General features: G+C 50.6%; 18 protein-coding genes and 1 tRNA gene. 15 read left to right on the top strand and 4 right to left on the bottom strand.

The window, feature by feature from the left end:
• Positions 1–87 precede the first annotated feature (87 nt).
• The 5 genes from infA to CMO10_RS15465 all read left to right on the top strand — a co-directional run bounded on the left by infA (position 88) and on the right by CMO10_RS15465 (position 2,836).
• Complete coding sequence (gene infA / locus CMO10_RS15485; RefSeq protein ID WP_007092059.1) at positions 88–306, top strand: translation initiation factor IF-1; 219 nt, start codon at positions 88–90, stop codon at positions 304–306.
• A gap of 150 nt (positions 307–456) precedes the next feature.
• Positions 457–1,038 (top strand): Maf family protein, encoded by a 582-nt coding sequence (locus tag CMO10_RS15480; protein WP_297024002.1) that lies wholly within the window; start codon positions 457–459, stop codon positions 1,036–1,038.
• Positions 1,039–1,040: 2 nt separating this feature from the next.
• A complete protein-coding gene (locus CMO10_RS15475; protein ID WP_297024000.1) occupies positions 1,041–2,441 on the top strand; it encodes a ribonuclease E/G in 1,401 nt (466 codons plus the stop codon).
• A 1-nt stretch (position 2,442) separates the two neighbouring features.
• Positions 2,443–2,643, top strand: coding sequence for a DNA gyrase inhibitor YacG (locus CMO10_RS15470; RefSeq protein WP_297023998.1), 201 nt, complete (start codon positions 2,443–2,445; stop codon positions 2,641–2,643).
• A 117-nt stretch (positions 2,644–2,760) separates the two neighbouring features.
• A tRNA-Phe gene (locus CMO10_RS15465) sits at positions 2,761–2,836 on the top strand.
• A gap of 70 nt (positions 2,837–2,906) precedes the next feature.
• On the opposite strand, the gene CMO10_RS15460 is transcribed toward CMO10_RS15465, so the two are convergent.
• Entirely contained in the window at positions 2,907–3,116 is a 210-nt protein-coding gene (locus tag CMO10_RS15460) for a hypothetical protein (RefSeq protein WP_297023996.1), read from the bottom strand.
• Between the two features lie 979 nt (positions 3,117–4,095).
• Here CMO10_RS15460 and CMO10_RS15455 point away from each other — a divergent pair.
• The 8 genes from CMO10_RS15455 to CMO10_RS15420 all read left to right on the top strand — a co-directional run bounded on the left by CMO10_RS15455 (position 4,096) and on the right by CMO10_RS15420 (position 13,023).
• Positions 4,096–5,379 carry a glycosyltransferase gene (locus CMO10_RS15455; protein WP_297023995.1) on the top strand — a complete coding sequence of 428 codons (1,284 nt, stop codon included), beginning with the start codon at positions 4,096–4,098 and terminating at the stop codon, positions 5,377–5,379.
• A gap of 305 nt (positions 5,380–5,684) precedes the next feature.
• Complete coding sequence (locus tag CMO10_RS15450; RefSeq protein ID WP_297023993.1) at positions 5,685–6,518, top strand: YncE family protein; 834 nt, start codon at positions 5,685–5,687, stop codon at positions 6,516–6,518.
• 2 nt (positions 6,519–6,520) lie between these two features.
• The gene (locus CMO10_RS15445) at positions 6,521–7,954 is read left to right on the top strand and encodes an oligosaccharide flippase family protein (protein ID WP_297023990.1); all 1,434 of its coding nucleotides are present in this window, start codon (positions 6,521–6,523) and stop codon (positions 7,952–7,954) included.
• 88 nt (positions 7,955–8,042) lie between these two features.
• Positions 8,043–9,083, top strand: a complete 1,041-nt coding sequence (locus tag CMO10_RS15440) for an N-acetylneuraminate synthase family protein (RefSeq protein WP_297023988.1) — start codon at positions 8,043–8,045, stop codon at positions 9,081–9,083.
• The gene (gene neuC, locus CMO10_RS15435; protein WP_297023986.1) at positions 9,083–10,231 is read left to right on the top strand and encodes a UDP-N-acetylglucosamine 2-epimerase; all 1,149 of its coding nucleotides are present in this window, start codon (positions 9,083–9,085) and stop codon (positions 10,229–10,231) included. The genes CMO10_RS15440 and neuC overlap by 1 nt, the downstream gene beginning before the upstream one ends.
• Positions 10,232–10,275: 44 nt before the next feature.
• Positions 10,276–11,277 carry an SDR family NAD(P)-dependent oxidoreductase gene (locus CMO10_RS15430; RefSeq protein ID WP_297023984.1) on the top strand — a complete coding sequence of 334 codons (1,002 nt, stop codon included), beginning with the start codon at positions 10,276–10,278 and terminating at the stop codon, positions 11,275–11,277.
• 41 nt (positions 11,278–11,318) lie between these two features.
• Positions 11,319–12,299: an NAD-dependent epimerase/dehydratase family protein gene (locus CMO10_RS15425; RefSeq protein ID WP_297023982.1), complete on the top strand. Its 981-nt coding sequence runs from the start codon at positions 11,319–11,321 to the stop codon at positions 12,297–12,299.
• On the top strand, positions 12,277–13,023 hold the full coding sequence (locus CMO10_RS15420) for an acylneuraminate cytidylyltransferase family protein (RefSeq protein ID WP_297023980.1): 747 nt from the start codon (positions 12,277–12,279) through the stop codon (positions 13,021–13,023). Before CMO10_RS15425 ends, CMO10_RS15420 begins: the two co-directional genes overlap by 23 nt.
• A gap of 524 nt (positions 13,024–13,547) precedes the next feature.
• Here CMO10_RS15420 and CMO10_RS15415 read toward each other — a convergent pair.
• The gene (locus CMO10_RS15415; protein WP_297023978.1) at positions 13,548–13,994 is read right to left on the bottom strand and encodes a hypothetical protein; all 447 of its coding nucleotides are present in this window, start codon (positions 13,992–13,994) and stop codon (positions 13,548–13,550) included.
• A gap of 418 nt (positions 13,995–14,412) precedes the next feature.
• Between CMO10_RS15415 and CMO10_RS15410 the strand changes: the two genes are divergently transcribed.
• Together CMO10_RS15410 and CMO10_RS15405 are read left to right on the top strand one after the other, a co-directional pair.
• On the top strand, positions 14,413–15,960 hold the full coding sequence (locus CMO10_RS15410) for a CYTH and CHAD domain-containing protein (RefSeq protein WP_297023976.1): 1,548 nt from the start codon (positions 14,413–14,415) through the stop codon (positions 15,958–15,960).
• Entirely contained in the window at positions 15,957–16,541 is a 585-nt protein-coding gene (locus CMO10_RS15405) for a hypothetical protein (RefSeq protein ID WP_297023974.1), read from the top strand. The genes CMO10_RS15410 and CMO10_RS15405 overlap by 4 nt, the downstream gene beginning before the upstream one ends.
• An 11-nt stretch (positions 16,542–16,552) precedes the next feature.
• Here CMO10_RS15405 and CMO10_RS15400 read toward each other — a convergent pair whose 3' ends face one another.
• Positions 16,553–18,031 carry a cryptochrome/photolyase family protein gene (locus CMO10_RS15400; RefSeq protein WP_297023972.1) on the bottom strand — a complete coding sequence of 493 codons (1,479 nt, stop codon included), beginning with the start codon at positions 18,029–18,031 and terminating at the stop codon, positions 16,553–16,555.
• Positions 18,032–18,151: 120 nt separating this feature from the next.
• Positions 18,152–19,672, bottom strand: a complete 1,521-nt coding sequence (pdxR, locus tag CMO10_RS15395; protein ID WP_297023970.1) for a MocR-like pyridoxine biosynthesis transcription factor PdxR — start codon at positions 19,670–19,672, stop codon at positions 18,152–18,154.
• Positions 19,673–19,969 lie beyond the last annotated feature (297 nt).

Below are 19,969 nucleotides of genomic sequence, written 5' to 3'. Positions count from 1 at the left end.
CGTGAAAGGACTTGACCTTTTGCCCGGTTCAGAGCAGTTTGCGGCCCACCGGTATTTTGATATTGCAATACGAAAGCTAGGAGTCACATGGCTAAAGAAGACGTTATCGAGTTTCAGGGCACTGTCGTTGAACTTCTGCCCAATGCGATGTTTCGCGTGAAGCTGGACAATGACCACGAAATCCTTGCCCACACCTCGGGCAAAATGCGCAAGAACCGTATTCGCGTTCTCGCAGGTGACCGTGTCAGCGTCGAAATGACCCCTTATGACCTGACCAAAGGTCGTATCACCTTCCGTTTCAAGTAATCTGAAACCAAGACCAAGCGCAAATTGACCTTGTCTGGCGGGGCGTTTACCTTTGCCGTCAGGGAGCATTTTGCTGCCCGAATGGAAATGTGAGTATTCATCACATTTTCGATTGGATTGGTCTGGGAACGGATATCCGGGAGCCGCATCTTGTCAAAACTGATACTGGCATCTGCATCGCCGCGCCGTCTTGAGCTGCTTGCGCAGATCGGAATTGTGCCAGATCAGGTCGTTCCCGCCGATATCGACGAAACACCCCATTCGGATGAAAGCCCGCGTCGCTTGGCGCTGCGTCTAGCCGAAGAAAAGGCACGTTTTGTGGCCAAATCCAATGGCGCGGCCTTTGTGCTGGCTGCGGATACGGTCGTTGCGTGCGGTCGACGTGCGCTTGGCAAGGCCGAGGACATTGGCGAGGCGCGCAAGTTCCTAACCCTCCTGTCGGGGCGACGTCACCGGGTTTATGGTGGCATGTGCCTGATTGCGCCCGATGGCACGGAACGTTCGCGTGTGATCGAGACACAGGTAAAATTCCGCACCCTCGGAACAGATGATCTTAATCGCTATCTGTCCCATGATGAATGGCAGGGCAAGGCCGGGGCTTATGCCATCCAGGGCTTTGCCGCGACCTTTGTAAAGGTCATCTCGGGATCGTACTCCAACGTCGTCGGGCTATCGCTTTGCGAGGTGGATGGTCTTCTGCGCGGCCTTGGCTATACCCCCAAAGAGGTGTGATTATGGCAGTTGGCGGCACCCATCACTCCCGCCTGCTGATTGACGCTGTCGCGCTTGAGCGCAGGGTTGCCCTGATCGAAAATGATCGCCTGACCCGACTATGGATTGATCGCGGTGGTCCCGCACGTTTTGATATCCACCTTGGTCGCATATCCAAAATGATGCCGGAAATGTCTGCGGCCATGGTCGTCCTTGATGGCATCCCTGACGGGCTTCTTCCCTTTGATCGCCATACCGGCCCGCTTCATGAAGGGCAGTGGGTTCTCGTGCAGATTTCCCGCCTTGGCTTTGAAGACAAGGGTGTCAAGCTTACCGGGCGGATTGCGATCGAAGGTGTCGGCATGATTCTGCGCCCGAACGCAAACCACATCGAATTGCCGCGTAAGCTCAAGGATGAGGGCAGGCGTGCTGAACTTCAGGAATTGCTGAACGCACTGCAAACAGACGATGATGGCATCATGCTGCGTTCCGTCGCACTCAACTGGACGCTTGAGGCCATTAGGGCCGAATACAAACTTCTGAAAGCGCAGTGGCAAAAGGCCCAAAAGGCACTGTCTGATGCGTCCAAACCAAAATTGGTCAGCAAGGCCCAATCGGAAACCGATCAGGTCATTGAACGCCACCTGATGGCGGGGGGTGAATGTATCGTCGATGGCACGGCCGAATTCGTGCGGTTGCGTGGCTTGTTGACCATGCTGGGCAAGTCTGATGACCACCTCAAGCGTCATGTCGGAAGTCGTCTGCTGTTTGACGATCAGGATGTTGAGGACGAAATAGTGTCCGCCTTGGCGCCGCGCGTTGACCTGCAAGGGGGCGGGTGGATCGCGATTGACCCGGCAACCGCCCTTTGTGCGATTGACGTCAATGCTGCCGGGGCAGAGGCCGGTCGTGACATTGAAGCCCGGGCGGTCGAGGTTAATTTGCGCGCCGCAAACGAGATCGTGCATCAGATCCGCCTGCGCAATATTGGCGGCCTTGTTGTTATTGACCCGCTGCGGATGAAATCCCGCGCGGGGCGCGACAAGTTCGATGCGGCAATTCGGGGCGCCTTCGGCCCGGAACTTGATGGTGCAGTTCAGATTGGCGGCTTCACGCGATTGGGGCTTTATGAATTCAGCCGCCAGCGTGCGGGCGAATCGCTTCACGCGGAACTGTTTGCCAAACAGGAACATCTGCCGCTTTTGACGGAAGCTGCGCTGAATTCGGTACTGCGCGCTGTTGTGGCTAAAAGCCGAAACGGGGTGGCAGGTAACTTCACTCTGTCGGTCAGCCCTGGCGTGGAAAGGGGGCTTGCGAACCGCGGTGCTGCAATCCAGATCCTGACAAATACCTTTGGGGTTGCGCCGCAAATTGTCGCGGACCTGACGCTTGAAAACGATGCCTATCGGTTGGAGAAAAACTAGCATGAACGAAAAAAAGACAACGAAAACAGCCAGCTCCGACTGCGTCGTTTGTGGCAAACCGGCGGATGAGAAATACAAACCGTTTTGCTCGAAACGCTGTGCGGATCGCGACCTTGGCAAATGGATGAATGAAGGCTACGCCATCCCCGCCAGCGAACCGCCAGAGTATCTCGAAGACCTTGAAGATGAAGAAGAATTTTAACGCGAAGCAGGATCACAAAAAAAATGCGATTTGAGGCTGGACAAGCCCCAAAGGAGTTTGTATAACCCCGCTCGTTCCGCAGGGAACACTCCGGAAACGGAGACGAAAGTCGGATTTGCCCAGGTAGCTCAGTTGGTAGAGCAGTGGACTGAAAATCCGCGTGTCGGTGGTTCGAGTCCGCCCCTGGGCACCATCTTTCGGTAGCCAAAAAAACCCGGCCTTCTGGCCGGGTTTTTTGTTTTTCAGCTCGTACGAGTTCCGTTCTAGTCGCCGATTGGCAGATCAAACGTGACCTTCTCGCCGTTGACTGCCGTACCCGTCCCTTGCATGGTTCCTTGCTCGGTCAATCGGAAGTTCCCAGCGGCATAGCTGTCATCCGGACAGATCAGTTCCCACCAGCCGTTAGCCGGCGCCAGCCTGTCGTCACGGACGAATTTGCCAAGGCAGGTCTGGGCGCCATTGGTATCAATCATGCCGCCGTAGTTTTTGATGTCGATATGCCTGTGAGCTGTTCTTCGGTGAGGCTGAGCTTCCAAAAATCTAAGAATCTGCGGCACGCAACCTTCGTCGGACTGCTTGGCTGATAAGGGCTTTAAGGCATGATGTTATGTGAACAGTGAAATCCGGTCTTCTTTATTTTGTATGCCGGTTGCTCTGTCTAGCCACAAGCATCGCAAAGCTCTATGCGTCAATTAGTCAATCTCTTTTGATAGCTGATTTTTGGGACTGGGTCACAGCAAGTCTGTGTATTTCAGCGTCGCGTACAGCTGCTCAGCTCTGGTTTACATAGTTGTATATTGTAAATGCAGTTTGTTTAAAAATTTTGTTTTTGCCGATTGAATTGAGGATAGTAGTAAAAATAATTTTCTGAGTCATGAATCTCGTCCTCGAGGGCTCAGTTGATTTAATTCATTTGAGATCCAGTGGAGGGGGATTATTTTTCGTTTCTAGATTGGTGTGTGTTTTTATTTAAAAATTGTTAAAATTTACTTCCATTTAATTTTTTTATTGGATTGTAATGTACAGGTTTTGTTGCAGGTTTCTCAAAATAATTTTTATCAAGTTCTGATTTTTAATATATTTGGTATATAAATATTTAGTGTTTTAATTTTATTACATTTCGGTGAGGATGTATTTGCACATATTTGGCAAGTTTTCCCAACTTATTTAGAATTTTCGAGAAATATTGCGTTAATGTCAGTTAAACTGAAGTAAGCTCAATTATTGAGCGTGGGGAGCTTTCGTGAGAATCACCCTACTTTACTTTTATTATACATTCTGCTCAAAGAAATTAGGCAGTGGCCGTCATCTATGATTGCAGGAAACCATCCAGTGAAGCTAGTGATTAATCGAAAGTTCGCCGGAATCTCGCCGAAAAGTGATTGGGGCGCAAGATGTACTCGCTACAAAACAGTTGCGGACAGCTATCTATAACTTAAGGAATAAGCGTAAATGAATATCCTGATTGCGGGCGGTGCTTGGCCTTATACAGTTAACAGCAAGGAAGCTGCCAATGTTATCAGTCACCAGATATGTTCTCACCTCTTAGACGCTCCAGATCTAGATGTTCGCTATGTTGTGATTAATTCAACGGACGTTGATTTGCCAGTAGAAGCAATGCCAGATTTGGAGGATTTAAAGCGGCGCGGCATGCGAGTTCTTAATCCGATCAAACTGGAGCGTAGAAACGGTTTGGTCAACAAGTTGAAAAAGCTTTTCTACATTAGCGTAGGGCGTGCGGAACATTTGTTGGATGGTTTTGGTCAGGAACATCTGCTGGATAGCTCTTTGCAAGGGTGGAAACCAGATGCTGTGCTGGTGGTTTGGGCTGAAACTGCTGCAAATTTTGTTTGTAGATTCCCAGCCGTGCGGTTTAATTATGCCGGAAATCCCGAAAACAAAGTTTTTGCTGCCCGGTCTGAGTTGCAAGCTGTGCTTGGGGTAGGTCTGCTCAGTAGGCTGAAATCGAATCTCATTGAGCGTGTTATTCGTGCTGGCCATCACAACGTTATGCGCCGTTACCATCATCTTTGGAATGTTGCAGCAAACGATGCCGCGAACTATCAAACAGCGGGCATTAATGCGCACTATCTGCAAAATATGTGGCCGTCTTCTAACATGACTAATTGGGAAACAACTCGCGATAACTACGAGAAATTAGAACCGGTCAAGATCGCTGGCAGTGTCGGCAACATTGGAGCCACTGGAAACAGCTTTGGTCTCATCACGTTATGCGATGACGTAATTCCGGCCCTCCGAAAGCAGTTGGGGGCAGGAAACTTTGAAGTGCATCTTTTTGGCGGTGGGACGCCACATGCGGCAGTCGAACCAAAGCTCAACGAACCAGAGATAAAGGTCAGAGGTTTTGTTGATGAAATTGATAAAGAGCTGTTGGAAGCGCCAATCTTCTTGATCACCAATAACAGTCGCCGCTTTAAGGTTGGTCACACACGTTTCTTACACGCATGGTCGCTTGGGGCATGTGTGGTGGCCTTCCGTGACTCTTGCGAGGCAATGCCTGAAATTCGCAACGATTATAATGCGCTCCTTGGGGATAGTGCAGAAGAGATTGCAGCTTTGATCGCGAGGGCTAAATCCGATAAATCGTTGCGAAGAAGGATCGGTTCTGGTGGTGTGGAAACATTGAAAACTTACTTTTCGCCGCAGAAGGTGTGTGGAGAGATACAAAAGCAGATGCAGGCCAAAATGCAATCTAAGGACAAGACCACTTCATGATAGCTAAAAGATCGAGCATATACAGGCTTGCAAGACATCTCGGAAGCAGTGCTTACGAGGTTTTTCGAAAAGAAATATTGGTCCGAAGGTTGGCAAATAGACATGTTTTTTCAACGCAGAAAAAGTTTGTTGGACCTGAGCTAAAGCTTGATTGTTCTTACATTGTATCTACTGATCGTGGTCTGTTTCATGTCAGGTCCAATGAAGTAAGGTGCTTGTTCCCTTATTACACATTCGGGGTCGCGGCGACAGGATCTAGCCTCTTTGCTTCGGTTTCGATTGGAGTAGATTCCTATGTGATCGCCATGGAAATTTCGAAAGACAAGAAGGGTCAGCCGATCCTTCAAGCACGCAGGATTCTGTATCAGATAGAGACTAAATACCACAACGAGCGCATTCATCAGCTTCATGTTGATGGTTGCCGCCTCGCAATAGCCAACACACGCAAAAATTCGATCACGATTATCGATGCGAAAACGGGTGAATTGTTAACAGATCTTTATCCATTCGCTGATTTCACTGGGTTTCCGATCCATACTGATCACAATCATATCAACTCAGTCTATATTGGCAAAGATTGTATAATATTCACGGCCCATAATGGTGGGGAAATCGGATCAATTATTGGTGTCATTCATGGCAGTCAGGTTTACTCCTACCAGTTCAAAAATAGAGGTGTGCACGACATTATTCCGACTCACAACGGGATAATTTTTTCTGACACATTCGGTTCATCAATGTCGGATTTCAAAGGGGGGGGGGACCTCTACAATGCGGGCGAATGGCTGATACAGAAAACCGAAGAGCGTGGCTATATGGTAAGAGGGGTGGCTGGATCCGCTGATGAGTTACTTGTTGGACATAGTTTTATGGGAAAACGTGAAGATCGTTTTAAGGGGCGTGGGGGGATTCTTCTTTTCAGAAAAGGGAAATTCCAAAGTGACTACCAACTTCCTTCTGCGCAAATCAATGACATCATCAGAAGTGACGGCTCAAAGCACGCACACGAATGGAACGATATAACCGGAGGTGAAGCGAAAAGGCTGTGCGAAGCAGCGTTGGGGGAGCCGTGCCATGTTGGACAATTGTCGGTGCAACTGCCAAATGTAAAAGAATTCACTACTGGTGAGTGGTACTAAACATGGGTAAACGCACACAGGATCTGCTTGCTTTCAGATTTCTGTTTCTTACCTTCCCGGCTGTCTTGCAAGGACTTCTTTCGATTCTTGTGCTGCCTCTGGTGATGCTGGTACTAACACCACGTGACTATGGTCTTTACGGCCTGGTTGTTGCTTTCACCAGCATCATGTCTACGCTGTCGACGGTAGGGTGTTCGTTCATCCTTTCTAACCGTTTTGACGAGAAGGACATAGACAAAAGCCAGGTGCTTGTTTCGACGCTGCAGCTGACCATCTTTTTGACTTCCACTCTAGTAGCCATCACCTCGTTGGTTTCTTTTCTTCTACTACGAAGCCGCTTTGAAATGCTGGCCCCTGTTACCATCCCAATTTTGCTGCTCGCCTTGTTTGATATGATTGCAACCGGTGGCTGGGGTGTCGCGAATACGGTTTCGATTTTATCTAGACGGGTGAGGCTGTTTTCGCTGTTCATGTCGTTACGTGCTGTTTCCGTGCCCAGCGCGGTTCTGTTTGCTTTGTTCGTATGGAACATTGAAGGGCCTTTGGCTTTATTCATTGGGACTGCTGCCGGTGGTGTGACCTACGCTGTTGGAACAGTTTTGATCATAAAGCCTTACCTTTGTCCCAAATTCGACTGGCAGTTGGTAAAGCATATTCTTAAATCTGGTAGTGTTTTGAGCGTTGGTAATATGGTCGATACATTCATGCGTCTTGCAGAACGCTCTTTGCTTGCATCTCACGTAAGTTTGACAGCAACCGGCCTTTGGACTCATGCACAACTCTATCCAAACATGGTGATGATGGCAGTGCGTCCGGCTACGCAGGCTGCATGGCCCAAATTGTGTGAGGAGGCAACTGAAATGCCTGCTACCTTCCCTCACGGTCGCTATCTGGCTCGTATGATATCTTTGGGGCTGGGCACTATTGCTGTGATGCTTGCTCTTGTCGGCCCCGAAATGATCAGCTTGCTAACCAACGATCAATTTACAGAATCAGCGCCTTACGCAGCGCTGATAACCGCAGTAGCTGCTGTCCGATTCGGTGGTCGCCCGCAACTTGCGATTATAATAACATATGGAAAGGCCCGTTCTGCATCACTGGTAACCACATTGTCTGCGGTTGGCGGCATAACGTCGATGGCGATATGTATTCCATTTTGGGAGTTGAACGGAGCCATGATTGGGACTGCTCTCAACGGGATTCTTTATCTTGCGTTGCTCTATGGGTTTTCCAGAAAGATCAAACATTCTCCCAATTTTGACCAACTCGGAATAGCTGCAATAGCGCTGACAATTCTGGTTTTAATACTGTGTCAGAGTTTCCATTTTTCATTTTTACAGCGTCTTTCATTTGCTGTATTGATCGCGATATCAAGTGGTTTGGTCGCGTTGTTCATTGTCGGACGCAGTGGCCTATTGTCGTTTATCAAGCGGTAAAGCAAACGCCCCTAAATGTATGATTGGACAATCTGTTTCGGGATTCGCAGCCGTTTCTTTCGGGCTATCATCAAGTGAGGAAATCAAGATGAAAGAGATCATCATCAATGGCCGAGCGGTTGGGCGGGATCACCCCCCCTACCTCATTGCTGAGGCCTGCATTAACCACGAAGGTGATATTCGCATTGCGAAAGAAATGGTATTTCATGCCCGTGCGGCTGGCGTTGATGCGATTAAATTCCAGCTACATGTTCTAGACGACGAGATGCTGCGTGAGGCCCCACAGTCAGCTAATTTTGAGGAACCGCTGTACGACACTCTAGAACGTACAAATCTTAGCGTAGCCGAGCATCAAGAGCTCAAAGAGCTCTGTGAGCGCATCGGGATCGACTATATGTGTACGCCCTTCTCGGCCGCGTCCGCCGATCTGTTGGAGAGCAAAATTGGTGTGGAGGTGTACAAAGTCGGTTCTGGCGAATGTACCAATCATCCGCTACAGCGACACATCGCGGCCAAAGGCAAGCCAATGATTTCTTCCACGGGCATGACCGAACTGGCGGAAGTCGATGAAACCGTTGCAGTTCTCAAAGCTCATGCAGCGGGAGGTTTTGCGCTGACACATTGTGTCTCTGCGTATCCATGCCCTTATGATCGGGTGAATCTGGGTGTCATACCGCTCTACGAAGAACGATATGGGGTGCCCATCGGTCTTTCCGATCACAGTGTCGGAATCTACACTTCTCTGGGGGCTGTTGCGCTGGGGGCGTGTATCATCGAGAAGCATTTTTCCCTTGATCGAACCTTGCCTGGGCCCGATCATAAATCTTCTATTGAGCCAAACGAATTACGCGAGCTGGCCAGAGGTTGCCGCGCGGTGTGGGAAGCGCGCGGAGCGGCTCGTCAAATATTTCCCGAGGAAAAAGAAATTGTTGCTTGGGCACGCGAAAGTGTCGTCTCTATTGTAGATATTGCTCAAGGCAGCGTTATAACGAAGAATATGGTGTCTGTTAAACGTCCGAGCCCCGCAGAAGGTGTTGTGCCGGCTAAGAACCTCGAGGACGTAATTGGTAAAACAGCGGGAGTCGATATTCAGGCTAATCGCCAAATCAGATGGGATACGTTGAAGTAATGAAGAAAAGACGCATCCTGTGCTCGCTTGAGTCACGAGCAACCTATGGTTATTCGCGCAATGTGATGAATGCAATGCGTGACTATCCCGAGCTAGAACTAACAACACTTGTCACGGGCATGCATTTGATGCCTGAGATGGGGAATAGCATCGAACTGATTCGGCGAGATGGCTTCCCGATTACTGCAGAAGTTCCGCTTCATCCCGACGGCAAGGGGGCCGGTAGTTGGGCACGCGCTATGGGAAGCGCAATCAGTGGTTTTGCAGAGGCGATAGATCGTATTCAACCCGATATTGTTTTGCTCTTTGGTGATCGAGGCGAAACCATGAGTCTGTGTATGACAGCAGCTTACATGGGGGTGCCGACGGCGCACGTGCAAGCTGGTGATAAATCGGGGCACATCGATGATGCAGCGCGATATGCTATCGCCAAACTCGCTCATATCCACTTTGCTTCGTGCGAAGATTCTGCGAACAGGGTTCGCAATCTCGGTGAGCAGGAATTCCGCATCTTCAATACGGGGGCACCTCAGTTGGATGACATGAATCGCGATTTCACATCTGATTGTGTGGAGATTGATGGGCGTTTGATCCGTCTTGATGATCCGTATTTGTTACTGGTCATGCATCCGGTGATGGCTGAACGTGAGGAAGCCGGACAGCAGATGCAAGATGTGCTTGATGCCTGTCTTGCTAGTGGACTTCCCGTTGTGTGGATTTATCCGAACAGTGATTTGGGGCACGATGCTATCATTGATGTCATCGAACGCTACAACGATCATCCGAAAATCCAAGCCGTCACGAATTGTGAGCGCGATGATTATTTCAGGTTGCTCTACAATTCAAAGGCCTTGGTCGGAAACTCTTCAAGTGGAATTCTGGAGGCGCCTTCTTTCAAGACGCCCGTTGTCAATATAGGTAATCGTCAGAGAGGCCGCCAACAGGCCAGCAATATTCTTAATTGCTTAAACGACATTCCTTCCATTGCTGAGACGATCAAAACCGCGTTAAACGATGAAGCATTCAAGAAACGTTGTGCGCAATCTATGAATCCTTACGGTGACGGAAAATCCTCTCCCCGAATCTGCGAGATTTTGAGAGATATTCCGCTGGACCGTCAGTTGCTCGACAAACAGACGACATTTTAACGAGCCAAGATTGCCTGAAACTGTGTTCAATACCGGATTTGCAAATGACTCATAATACCCAAGCACAGGAACGCTGGTTTGTTACCGGCGCAGCCGGGTTCATAGGCAGCAACCTATGCGCTTTTCTTATTGAGCGGGGAGCGAAAGTTGTTGGCTATGACAATTTCTTTTCGGGTAAACATGAAAATGTCGAGAGGCTCCTGAATACTTATGGTGAAGACTTTACTTTCATTGAAGGTGATATCTTGGATGAAGCGTCCTTGCACTCAGCTATTAGTGGCTGTGAGCGGGTAGCACATTTGGCTGCGCAGGTCTCGGTCATGCGCTCGATTGATCTGAGCGAAGAAACACACGACATCAACACAACAGGGTTTCTTCGTGTAATTGAGGCTGCTGCGAAACAGAACGCCAGTAGTCTTGTTTATGCTTCCAGTTGTGCGGTTTATGGTGAGAACGATGCTCTGCCGCTCAGCGAAGACGAACGTCCCTGCCCAATGAGTCCTTATGCCGCCAGTAAGTTGGCAAATGAAGCTTATGCATCAGGTATGAGCGTCAAGGCGCCCGAGCTTAACGTTGTAGGGCTGCGCTTTTTTAACATCTTTGGTGCATGGCAGGACGCTGCAAATGGATATGCTGCAGTTATTCCCAAATGGATTGATCTTCTGATCGAGGGCAAACGACCCGTAATGTTTGGGGACGGGAGTGCAACCCGTGACTTCTGCCACGTGGAAAATGTCTGCAATGCTATCTGGAAAGCTGTACTGGCCGGTGAAGCCGCAAACGGTAAAGTGTTTAACGTTGCTAGCGGTGTACCAACCCGTCTGGACAGGCTTTACGAATTGATTGTTGAGGCATTGGTAAACGCAAAGCTTGGCAGTAACTATCCGGAGCCGGAAAAACAGGATTGGCGCGTTGGGGAAATCCTTCATTCTTATGGGAGTCCTAAACAAGCAAAAGAAATGATGGACTTTGCAGTAGAAGTTAGCCTTCAGGAAGGCTTGCAGCGAATGCTGTCAACGCAGTATTGCCAGAACACAAATAACTAACTTGGTAAAAACATCACAATTAGAGAATGGAGTTTGCGATCATGAGCAAACATGTGTTCATCACTGGTGGCGGCGGACTGATTGGGTTGACGCTTGCTCGCGACCTTGTATCTCATGGATACAAAATCACACTTTTCGACCTTGCCGAACAGTTTTCACGTCGACAGCGTGAAGTAGACGAGTTGGTAGCAAGCGGTGCAGTTTCGATTGCTATTGGTACGATTATGGATCGTTGGGCTGTTACTTTGGCTGCGCAGGGGTGTGATAGCGCAGTTCATCTGGCTGCAATGTTGGGTGTAAAACGTACCGAGGACAATCGTCTTCTGTGTATGGATATAAATGTCAACGGAACGGATAATGTTCTGAATGCTTGCGTTCAGAACAGAATCGAGCACGTTATTTTGGCCTCGTCCTCAGAAGTTTACGGTGAGCCGACGTACAATCCGGTTCATGAAGGGGTCGAGACCAAGGGCAAAACTGTCTATGCTGTTTCCAAACTCGCCACAGAGGAACTGGTAAAGGGCTATCATCAAATCCATCCTGACCTCAACTACACTATTGTGCGATTCTTTAATACTTATGGCGAAGGGCAGGTTGCACAGTTCGTTGTTTCTAAGTTCGTAAAACGAGTACTAGATGGCAAGAATCCCCAAGTCTATGGCGACGGCAGCCAGACCCGCTCCTACTGCCATGTTAATGACACGGTTGAAGGTTTGAGAGCTATCTTGGAACGTCCCGTAGCGCTCAATCGTGTCTTCAATATCGGCAACTCGGTAGAAAAATTTACCTTGAAAGAGGTAGCTCAGAAGGTCATCGACCTTGTTGCGCCTGACAAAGGCTTGTCAGTTGAAATCGTACCTTTCGAAGAATCTGATCGTACGCCCGAAAGAGAAATTATTACACGCTATTGCGACAACTCCCTTGCAGTGAAAGAGCTTGGCTTAAATCCCAAGGTGAGCCTTGACGAAGGTATTCGGCGGATTGCTGCTTCAGTGATTCATGAAGATTGGGCTGACCGTTGAGCAGTTTGTGAACTCGCTCATCAGGATAGAAAACATGATAGAAAATAGACGGTTTCTGGCAGTAGTTCCTGCCAGGGGAGGTTCCAAATCGGTTCCTCAAAAGAATATCCGGTCGCTTGGCGGCAGGCCGTTGCTTCATCACACTGTGGATCAGTTGCAGGCTGTAACAGAAATTGATTGCGCCGTCGTATCGACAGATGATGAGAAAATTCGGGACGTTGCGAAGTCCGTTGGTGTTCGGGTTATTGATCGTCCTGCCGAGCTTTCTGGAGACACCGCTCCGACAGAGTTAGCTTTGATCCATGCCTTGGATAAATTGGCGGATCAAGGCGAATATTTCGATTACGTTATGGTTCTTGAGCCAACTTCTCCTTTTCGCTCTTCTGCTACAATTCGTAGGTGTATGAATCGGATTGTCCGAGACAACGGCCAGTCTTTGATGACAGTCATAGAAACACGCTCAAACATCGGGGTTCTTGAAGAAGGATATTTCAAACCTTTAAATTCCGGCGCTCCAAGACGGCGACAAGAACGAGAACCCTTCTTTGTTGAAAGCAGCACTGTTTATATATCCCGCGTCGATTTTCTTCGAGAAACTGGCTCATTGGTCTGTCAAAACTGGCTGAGTGAGATCGTTGAAGAGAATGAAGCGATTGATATCAACTCTCCTCTAGATTTCAAAATTGCTGAGGCAATATTCTCTCTCAGGACAATGGAGGCGTAATTGGATAAATTGCGCTTTTCCTGCGCTCATTAACTTATGATACAAATGCACACCAGCTTGAAAGGCTGGTGTGCATTAGATGAAACGGTTGTTTGCGTTGGTTTGCTAAATTCGCGCTCTTCATGACAGATTTCTAACTCTTTTGATGGTTTTATTGGGTAAATTGGGCAGCCTTATGAGGGCTTTTAGGTGCTCCAATCTCCCCAATTGAACAGATGAAAAAGAGAGCACAACCAACAAAGCTAGTTTTCATCCAATCAATGGACGAAAGAGTTTTTAGATAGGTCCAGATTATCAGACTATCCTGTATAAAAGATATGGTTACGGAACTGCCTGCGGTCAGAAGTGAGATTATGGAGGAGACAGATGTTCTGATGCAGAATTTACCTATATCTCGCATTGGGCAATAGTCAGCAATATTCAAAATTTCGGAGCTGCATGTGAGTTCTGGATGTAAGGAGTGTATCAAATGTGGCCAACAGCCCAGAGAATTGTACAAAAAGTCTGCTAGGCTACAAAAAAACTTAATCAGCAATTGGCAGATTAAACGTAATCTTCTCCCCACTGACCGCCCTACCGGCTCCCTGCATGCTTCCATCTTCAGTCAGTCGGAAGTTTCCAGCGGCATAGCTATCATCCGGACAGATCAGTTCCCACCAGCCGTGAGCGGGCGCCAGCCGGTCGTCACGGACGAATTTCCCAAGGCAGGTCTGAGCGCCATAGACATCAATCATGCCGCCAAAGGCATTGGCGCGAAGCTTGGTGTCATAGCGTGAAAATGGGCCGATGCGCGACCAGTTCAGATCGATTTTGACCATCTTGACGGTGGTATAGGGCACGGTGTTTTCTGATTCTGCCTGTTTGGCCTGCCACGCATCGTAACTGATTTCCGGGGTGGTTTCGCAGCCACCAATAAACAGGGCGACACCCATGATCAGGGCTGTTTTCAAAGTCCGGGATTGGGTAAGCATCTTCGCCCTCTGGCAGGTTGATTTTGCACAGACTGTAACTGACATAACGCAATTCGCAAATGCTGCGTTGCTGTTATCAATAAAGGGCATCTCAATCACCCAGAATCGCCATTGCATCAATGCCTTGATAAGGGTGATTGCAGGTGTGAAAGAGTAAGGTTTTTGTCAGCAATACGGGCCAAATGAACGCGATCCATTCAGATTGTTTTCAAATGAAAACAGATGCCTGAGCAAAGTGCTGATCGGTCGTTTAAGGCTTGATTTCGGGGGCGTTTCTGCCTTTTGTTGCGAAAATCTTACATTTCGCTACCATCATTCCCGCTTCGTGTTTCAACCCGCTGAAACATAAAATTGGTTACTACTTGGTGGCGGAACAGCGTGGGCTGCGCTGTGACAATAACTCGCGTAGGGGAACCAGATGGCCGAGAAGCAGATCGAGATCGAACTTAAACTTCGCATCGATCCGAAACATGTTGCGCGCCTCAAAAGCGCGCCGGTCCTGCGCGAGGTCAAGGAAGGTCGTCGTCTGGTGACCACGCACCTTGTTTCCATCTATCACGACACACCGAAACTCTCGCTTGCGGAAAAGGGGCTTGCCGTCCGTCTGCGCAAAAAGGGAGCGCATGGCTGGGAGCAGACTGTTAAGGCAACTAATGGCCTGCGTGAAGCGCTGCCGGAACGCAATGAATGGACGGTCGAGCTTGAAGAAGGTGTTCTTGATCTTGATCGCTTCACTGACAAGGACGTCAAAAAGCTTCTGAAGAAGTTTGTGAAGAAAAAGAAGATCGACCGCATTTTTGAAAGCGATCTTAAACGCGGGGCCGTTGACCTGACATATCGTGATGCGGTGATGGAACTTGCCATTGATCAGGGTGTTGTTCGGTCTGGCGAGAAAGAAGTCCCGATTTCCGAGGTCGAGTTCGAGCTTAAAAAAGGCCATCCGGCCGCGTTGTTCGATCTCGCACTTGAGCTGCAGCGCACAGTGCCGCTGTTGCTTAGCATGCGCTCCAAGGCATCGCGCGGGCGAGATCTTTATCTGGGTAAGGGGCCTGGCGCCTATCGTGCGGCTGCCGTCCAACTGACCCCGGATATGTCGGCGGAAACTGCTTTCCGTGCGGTGATCGCGCAAGGCCTCACGATGATCCTGAGCAACGAGGTATGTGTCCGTCAGGATCTCGATATCGAAGGCTGCCATCAGATGCGGGTGGGTATGCGCCGTCTTCGGGTGGCACTCAACCTGTTTAAGAAAAACCTGCCGACTGGCGAGGCCGTCTTGCTGCGTCGGTTGCTGAAGCTGTGTAGCAAGGGGCTTGATGGTCTTCGCGATTGGGACGTGTTCCTGACCGAGACACTGCCGATGATCGAGGAACGCTTCCCTGATCACACAGGTGTTTCCGAACTGCGCAAGGCTGCTGAAAAGCAACGCGAAGCAGCTCTCGCGAACGCGTGCAAGATGCTCGATCAGCCGGAATACGGACAGTTGCTGTTGCTGCTTGGTGCATGGGCGAGCTATTCGCGCTGGGCTTCGGGGGCGAGTGCCGCACAGATGAAGGCGATGGCGGCACCTGTTTCGGAAATGGCCGAGCCACTTTTGGAGCAGGCCTATAAACGTGTCACCAAGCGTGGCGATCACGTTGCCAACCTTACTACGCCGCAACTGCATGCGCTTCGTCTTGATGTCAAACAGATGCGTTATGGGACTGAGTTCTTTGGGGCCATTTACGGTGCGAAGAAGGTCAAGAAGTTTCGGTCCAAACTGACAACGATGCAGGAAATCCTGGGTCAGCTTCAGGATGCCGCGGTTGCAGAAGCGCGCTTGATGGCGTTGACGCCACAACTTGCAAAAGATGGCATGGTTGCAGTTGGTCTGGTGTCAGGCTGGTTTGCTGCACGGGCTGATCATCGGCTTCTGGGGATTGCCACGGCCATGGCAGACTTTGCCGATCAGAAGATGTTTTGGAAATGAGGTTTCCCGGATTATTCCTTGATTGGGAATTCTTCGAGAATGTGTTTCGGTTGGTTATCCGCCCGATACTGGCGTTATTCTTTATGTTTGAAGCGCCTGAGGCTCTTGACGATCAGATTGTAAGCCGGGCCATGCAGTTGAATATTGCAGAGGCTTCCGGCAGAACAGTGACGTCTGTAAGCGAAGTTGAGCGCACTGGCATCTATAAGGGCGCCGAGTTTGCCCAAAAATGGATACTGGATAATGGGCGGGGGTATGTCCGTATCGGGTTCTGGGATGCAGGTATTCCAAGGGGGGCGGAACGCCTTGCTGCTTCAAGGAAGAACTTTGAAAGAAATACTGCAGTTCTGATTAAACATAAAAAGCTTGTGAAGAAAGTGTCGCATCCAAATGGTGCCGAAGGAATGGTTGCCTTTGGCGACGGTGTAAAACACCAGCGCTGCTCCTTTGGCTTGGCTGTATTAAACCTTGATGCGTATCAAGGTTTCGACACCTTGATTGATACTGCGATATGCTCCAACGGTCCGTTAAAGCCAAACAGCGTTGAAAACCTGATCTGGTATCTAAAAATGGAACCGTGATCAGAGCATGATTACGCAGCAGCCTTTTTCATGTCCTGGTATGCGCCAAGAGCCCGTTCACGGCCTTCCTTGAGGCCGATCAGGGGGGCGGGGTAGGTCTTGCCCAATGTCACGCCAGCGGCCTTGAGGATAAGCGGGGAGGCTTCCCACGGTTTGTGGATATATTGTTCGGGCATGTCGCGCAGTTCCGGTACCCATTGACGAACGTATTCGCCTTTGGGGTCAAACTTTTCGCCCTGAAGAACCGGGTTGAAAATGCGGAAATAGGGGGCGGCATCGGCGCCGCATCCGCCAATCCATTGCCATGAAAACGGGTTGTTGGCCGGGCAGGCATCGACAAGAGTGTCATCAAACCACGCCAGACCATCCTGCCAATGGATCAGAAGGTGCTTCACCAGGATCGAGCCGACAATCATCCGCACCCGGTTGTGCATATAGCCCGTGTGCCAAAGTTCGCGCATGCCGGCATCAACAATCGGAAAGCCTGTCTGGCCCTTCTGCCAGGCGTGAAGGCCTTTTGCGTTGTCTGACCACGGGAAATGCTTGAACTGACTTTGCAGCGGTACAGATCGTAGATCGGTTGCGTGAAACAGGATGTGATGGGCAAACTCCCGCCAGCCAAGCTCTGATATGAATTTCGATGCGGTCTTGCCTTTGCCGGGATTGGCATCGGCATAGTGACTGGCGGCATGCCAGACCTGATAGGGGCTGATTTCACCAAAGCGCAGATGCGGGGACAGCTCGGATGTCACCCGATGATCCGGCCTGTCACGCATGTCGGCGTAATCGGTAAGCCGATCATCGATGAAATCAAATAGCTGGTCCTTGGCGCCCTGTTCGCCGGGGGTGAAACGCTCACCAAGGCCACCGGCCCAGTCGACGGGCTTGGGGGCAAGATCAAAGTCGGTAATGTTGATTTGCCCGGAAACCTCGCCCTTGAACACGGTAATTCTGTCGGGTGCCCCGTGGGGTTCGCGTGGTATCGGGAGCTTCTGACACGCGCGCCAGAACGGACTATAAACCTTGAAATCGGTTCCCGAACCGGTTTTGACATCCCATGGTTCGAACAGAAGACTGGCCTTGTGGCTTTCACATGTCAGGCCGCGGTCCAGAAGGGCTGCTTTGATGTCAGTATCGCGCTTGGTTGACGGCTTGTCATAAACCCGGTTCCAGAAAACAGCCTGAACAGCTTTCTCGTCTGCGATGCCTAGCAGAACGGTTTTGGCGTCCCCCTTAATCAGGCGAAGGGCCCGATCCGATTTGCTGTCGCCAAGTTGGGCAATATCCATATTCAGCGCTGACAGGCTTTTTTCCAGCCACCATTTCGTTGCCCCGCCCAACTGATCGGAAATCACCGGATCAAGGATGAATACCGGAAGCACTGCGCCATCATTTTCCTTGGCCCATTTCACTGCTGCCAGAAGGGCCGGATTGTCCGCCAGTCGAAGGTCGCTTCGAAACCACATAAGGGCGATCGGGCGTTCAGTCATCTGTCTTCCTGTGTACTTTGGCGATTTCCGGGGGGAGTTGAAGCCAGAGGGGGAGAGAGCGACACGACTGTGACAGCGTATAGAGGGAAAGTCGAGGCGCTCTCTCTGGCTCGGGGTACATCAAGATATACGGCGGATGGTTCGGACCAGTTCACCGAAACTTTCCGAAAGCACATCTTTTTTCCATCCGGCAAAACCAATTACCAGTCCGCGTACTGCTGGCGGTTCATTTCCCGCGCGCGGCCGATGGAAATAAGACGAGAGTGCACGGCAATCGAGCCCCGCCTTGACCAGCTCTTCCTGCATTCTGATGTCATCCTGATCACCGGTTGAACGGGCACATAGGTGCAAGCCGCCGTCTGACGGCATCACAGAAAGAATGTCGGAGGCCTGATCCGTAATCAGGTTCATCAGATGAGCGCGCCGCTCACCATATTGCAGGCGCATCTTGCGCACGTGACTGCCAAAGTGCCCCTCGGCGAAGAACGCACCAAGGGCAGCCTGCGTCGTTGGTGCAGGCACACCATCAGCAAAACCGCGGATACCGCGAAAGGCCGCAACCAGTGCCCTTGGCAGAACAAGGTAGCCAAGCCGGATACCCGGGAACAGTACGCGTGAGAACGTGCCGACATAGATCACCCGGTTGTCGGTGTCCAAGCCCTGCAGGGATGAAAGCGGTGGCCCGTCATAGCGATAGTCGCTGTCATAATCGTCTTCGACAATCCAGGCATCGTTATCGCGCGCCCATTGCAAAAGCGACAAGCGCCGCGCGAGCGAAAGCGTCGTGCCCAACGGATAGTTCCGCGATGGCGTGGTCACGACAATCCGGGCCGGCGAGGGCGTTTTACCAAGTCCATCAACATCCAGCCCGTCTTCATCAACGGTGATGGGCTGGACCACAGCGCCGCTTGCTGCCAACACACCGCGAATGCCCTCATAACCCGGATCTTCGGTGGCGATGATATCGCCCGGATCAACAAGGGCACGGGCGGCAAGATCAAGCGCCTGTTGGGCGCCCGAAACAATCATGACCTGATCGGCATCGCAATTGACCCCGCGCGATTGCCGTAACCATTTGGCAATTTCAGTCCGCAGCAACGGCAAACCAAGCGGATCGTCGGGAATGGTCAGGTCAATATCAGGCGCGCGCCATGACCGGCGGAGCAACCGTGCCCAAAGATCAAAGGGAAAGCCATCAAGGTCGGGGGTCGCCGGGTTAAACGGGCGGGCCACGCGAAAGCGTGGAAAGCGGCGCTGATAGGTCAGCATGCGCTGGGCACTTTGGCTCAGCCTTAAGGGGCGGTCCTTTGTTGCCGTGCTTTGGCTATCCTTGGCGGTGTCGCCGGTTTGCATATCCCGATCTGGCAGGGCACGGGCGACAAAGCTTCCAGCCCCAACCCGCGTTTCAAGATAGCCTTCCGAGGTCAGCAGATCGAAACTGGTCACCACCGTATTGCGCGAAATGCCAAGCGATTTTGCCAGATCGCGACTGGCCGGCAGGCGTTCGCCCGGATGCAGACGCCCATCAAGAATGGCCGATCTGATGCCGTGATACAGGCGGCGATAAGCAGTTGTACCGCCGGTGTCCCCGGCATTGTCGGACTGGCTTGGATAAATCCAGCTGTAATCACTGCGTGGCATGGGGGTGGTAGCCTCGATCAAATTGGTTCTGTCATTTTTATTATAATGGACCTTTTGAAAAGTCCAATTTGATCCATGATCGGGCCAAATTCGACGTCCGGTTTTTTGAAGAAGAGGTCCCGCCATGTCTGATCAATACGAAGTCCAGCCCCACACCAAAGTTGTCCGGGGCCCCAACCGTGCGAGTTATGATCGCACGCAAATTCACGGCATCATCGATGATGCGTTGATTTGCCATGTCGGCACTGTGGTGAACGGGCGTCCGGCGATGATCCCGACGGCCCATTGGCGGGTGGG

It is taken from the genome of Thalassospira sp., from assembly GCF_002709775.1.
Taxonomy (GTDB): Bacteria; Pseudomonadota; Alphaproteobacteria; order Rhodospirillales; family Thalassospiraceae; genus Thalassospira.
Note: the sequence above shows the minus strand (reverse complement) of the source record. Positions and strands in the feature narration are given on the sequence as shown.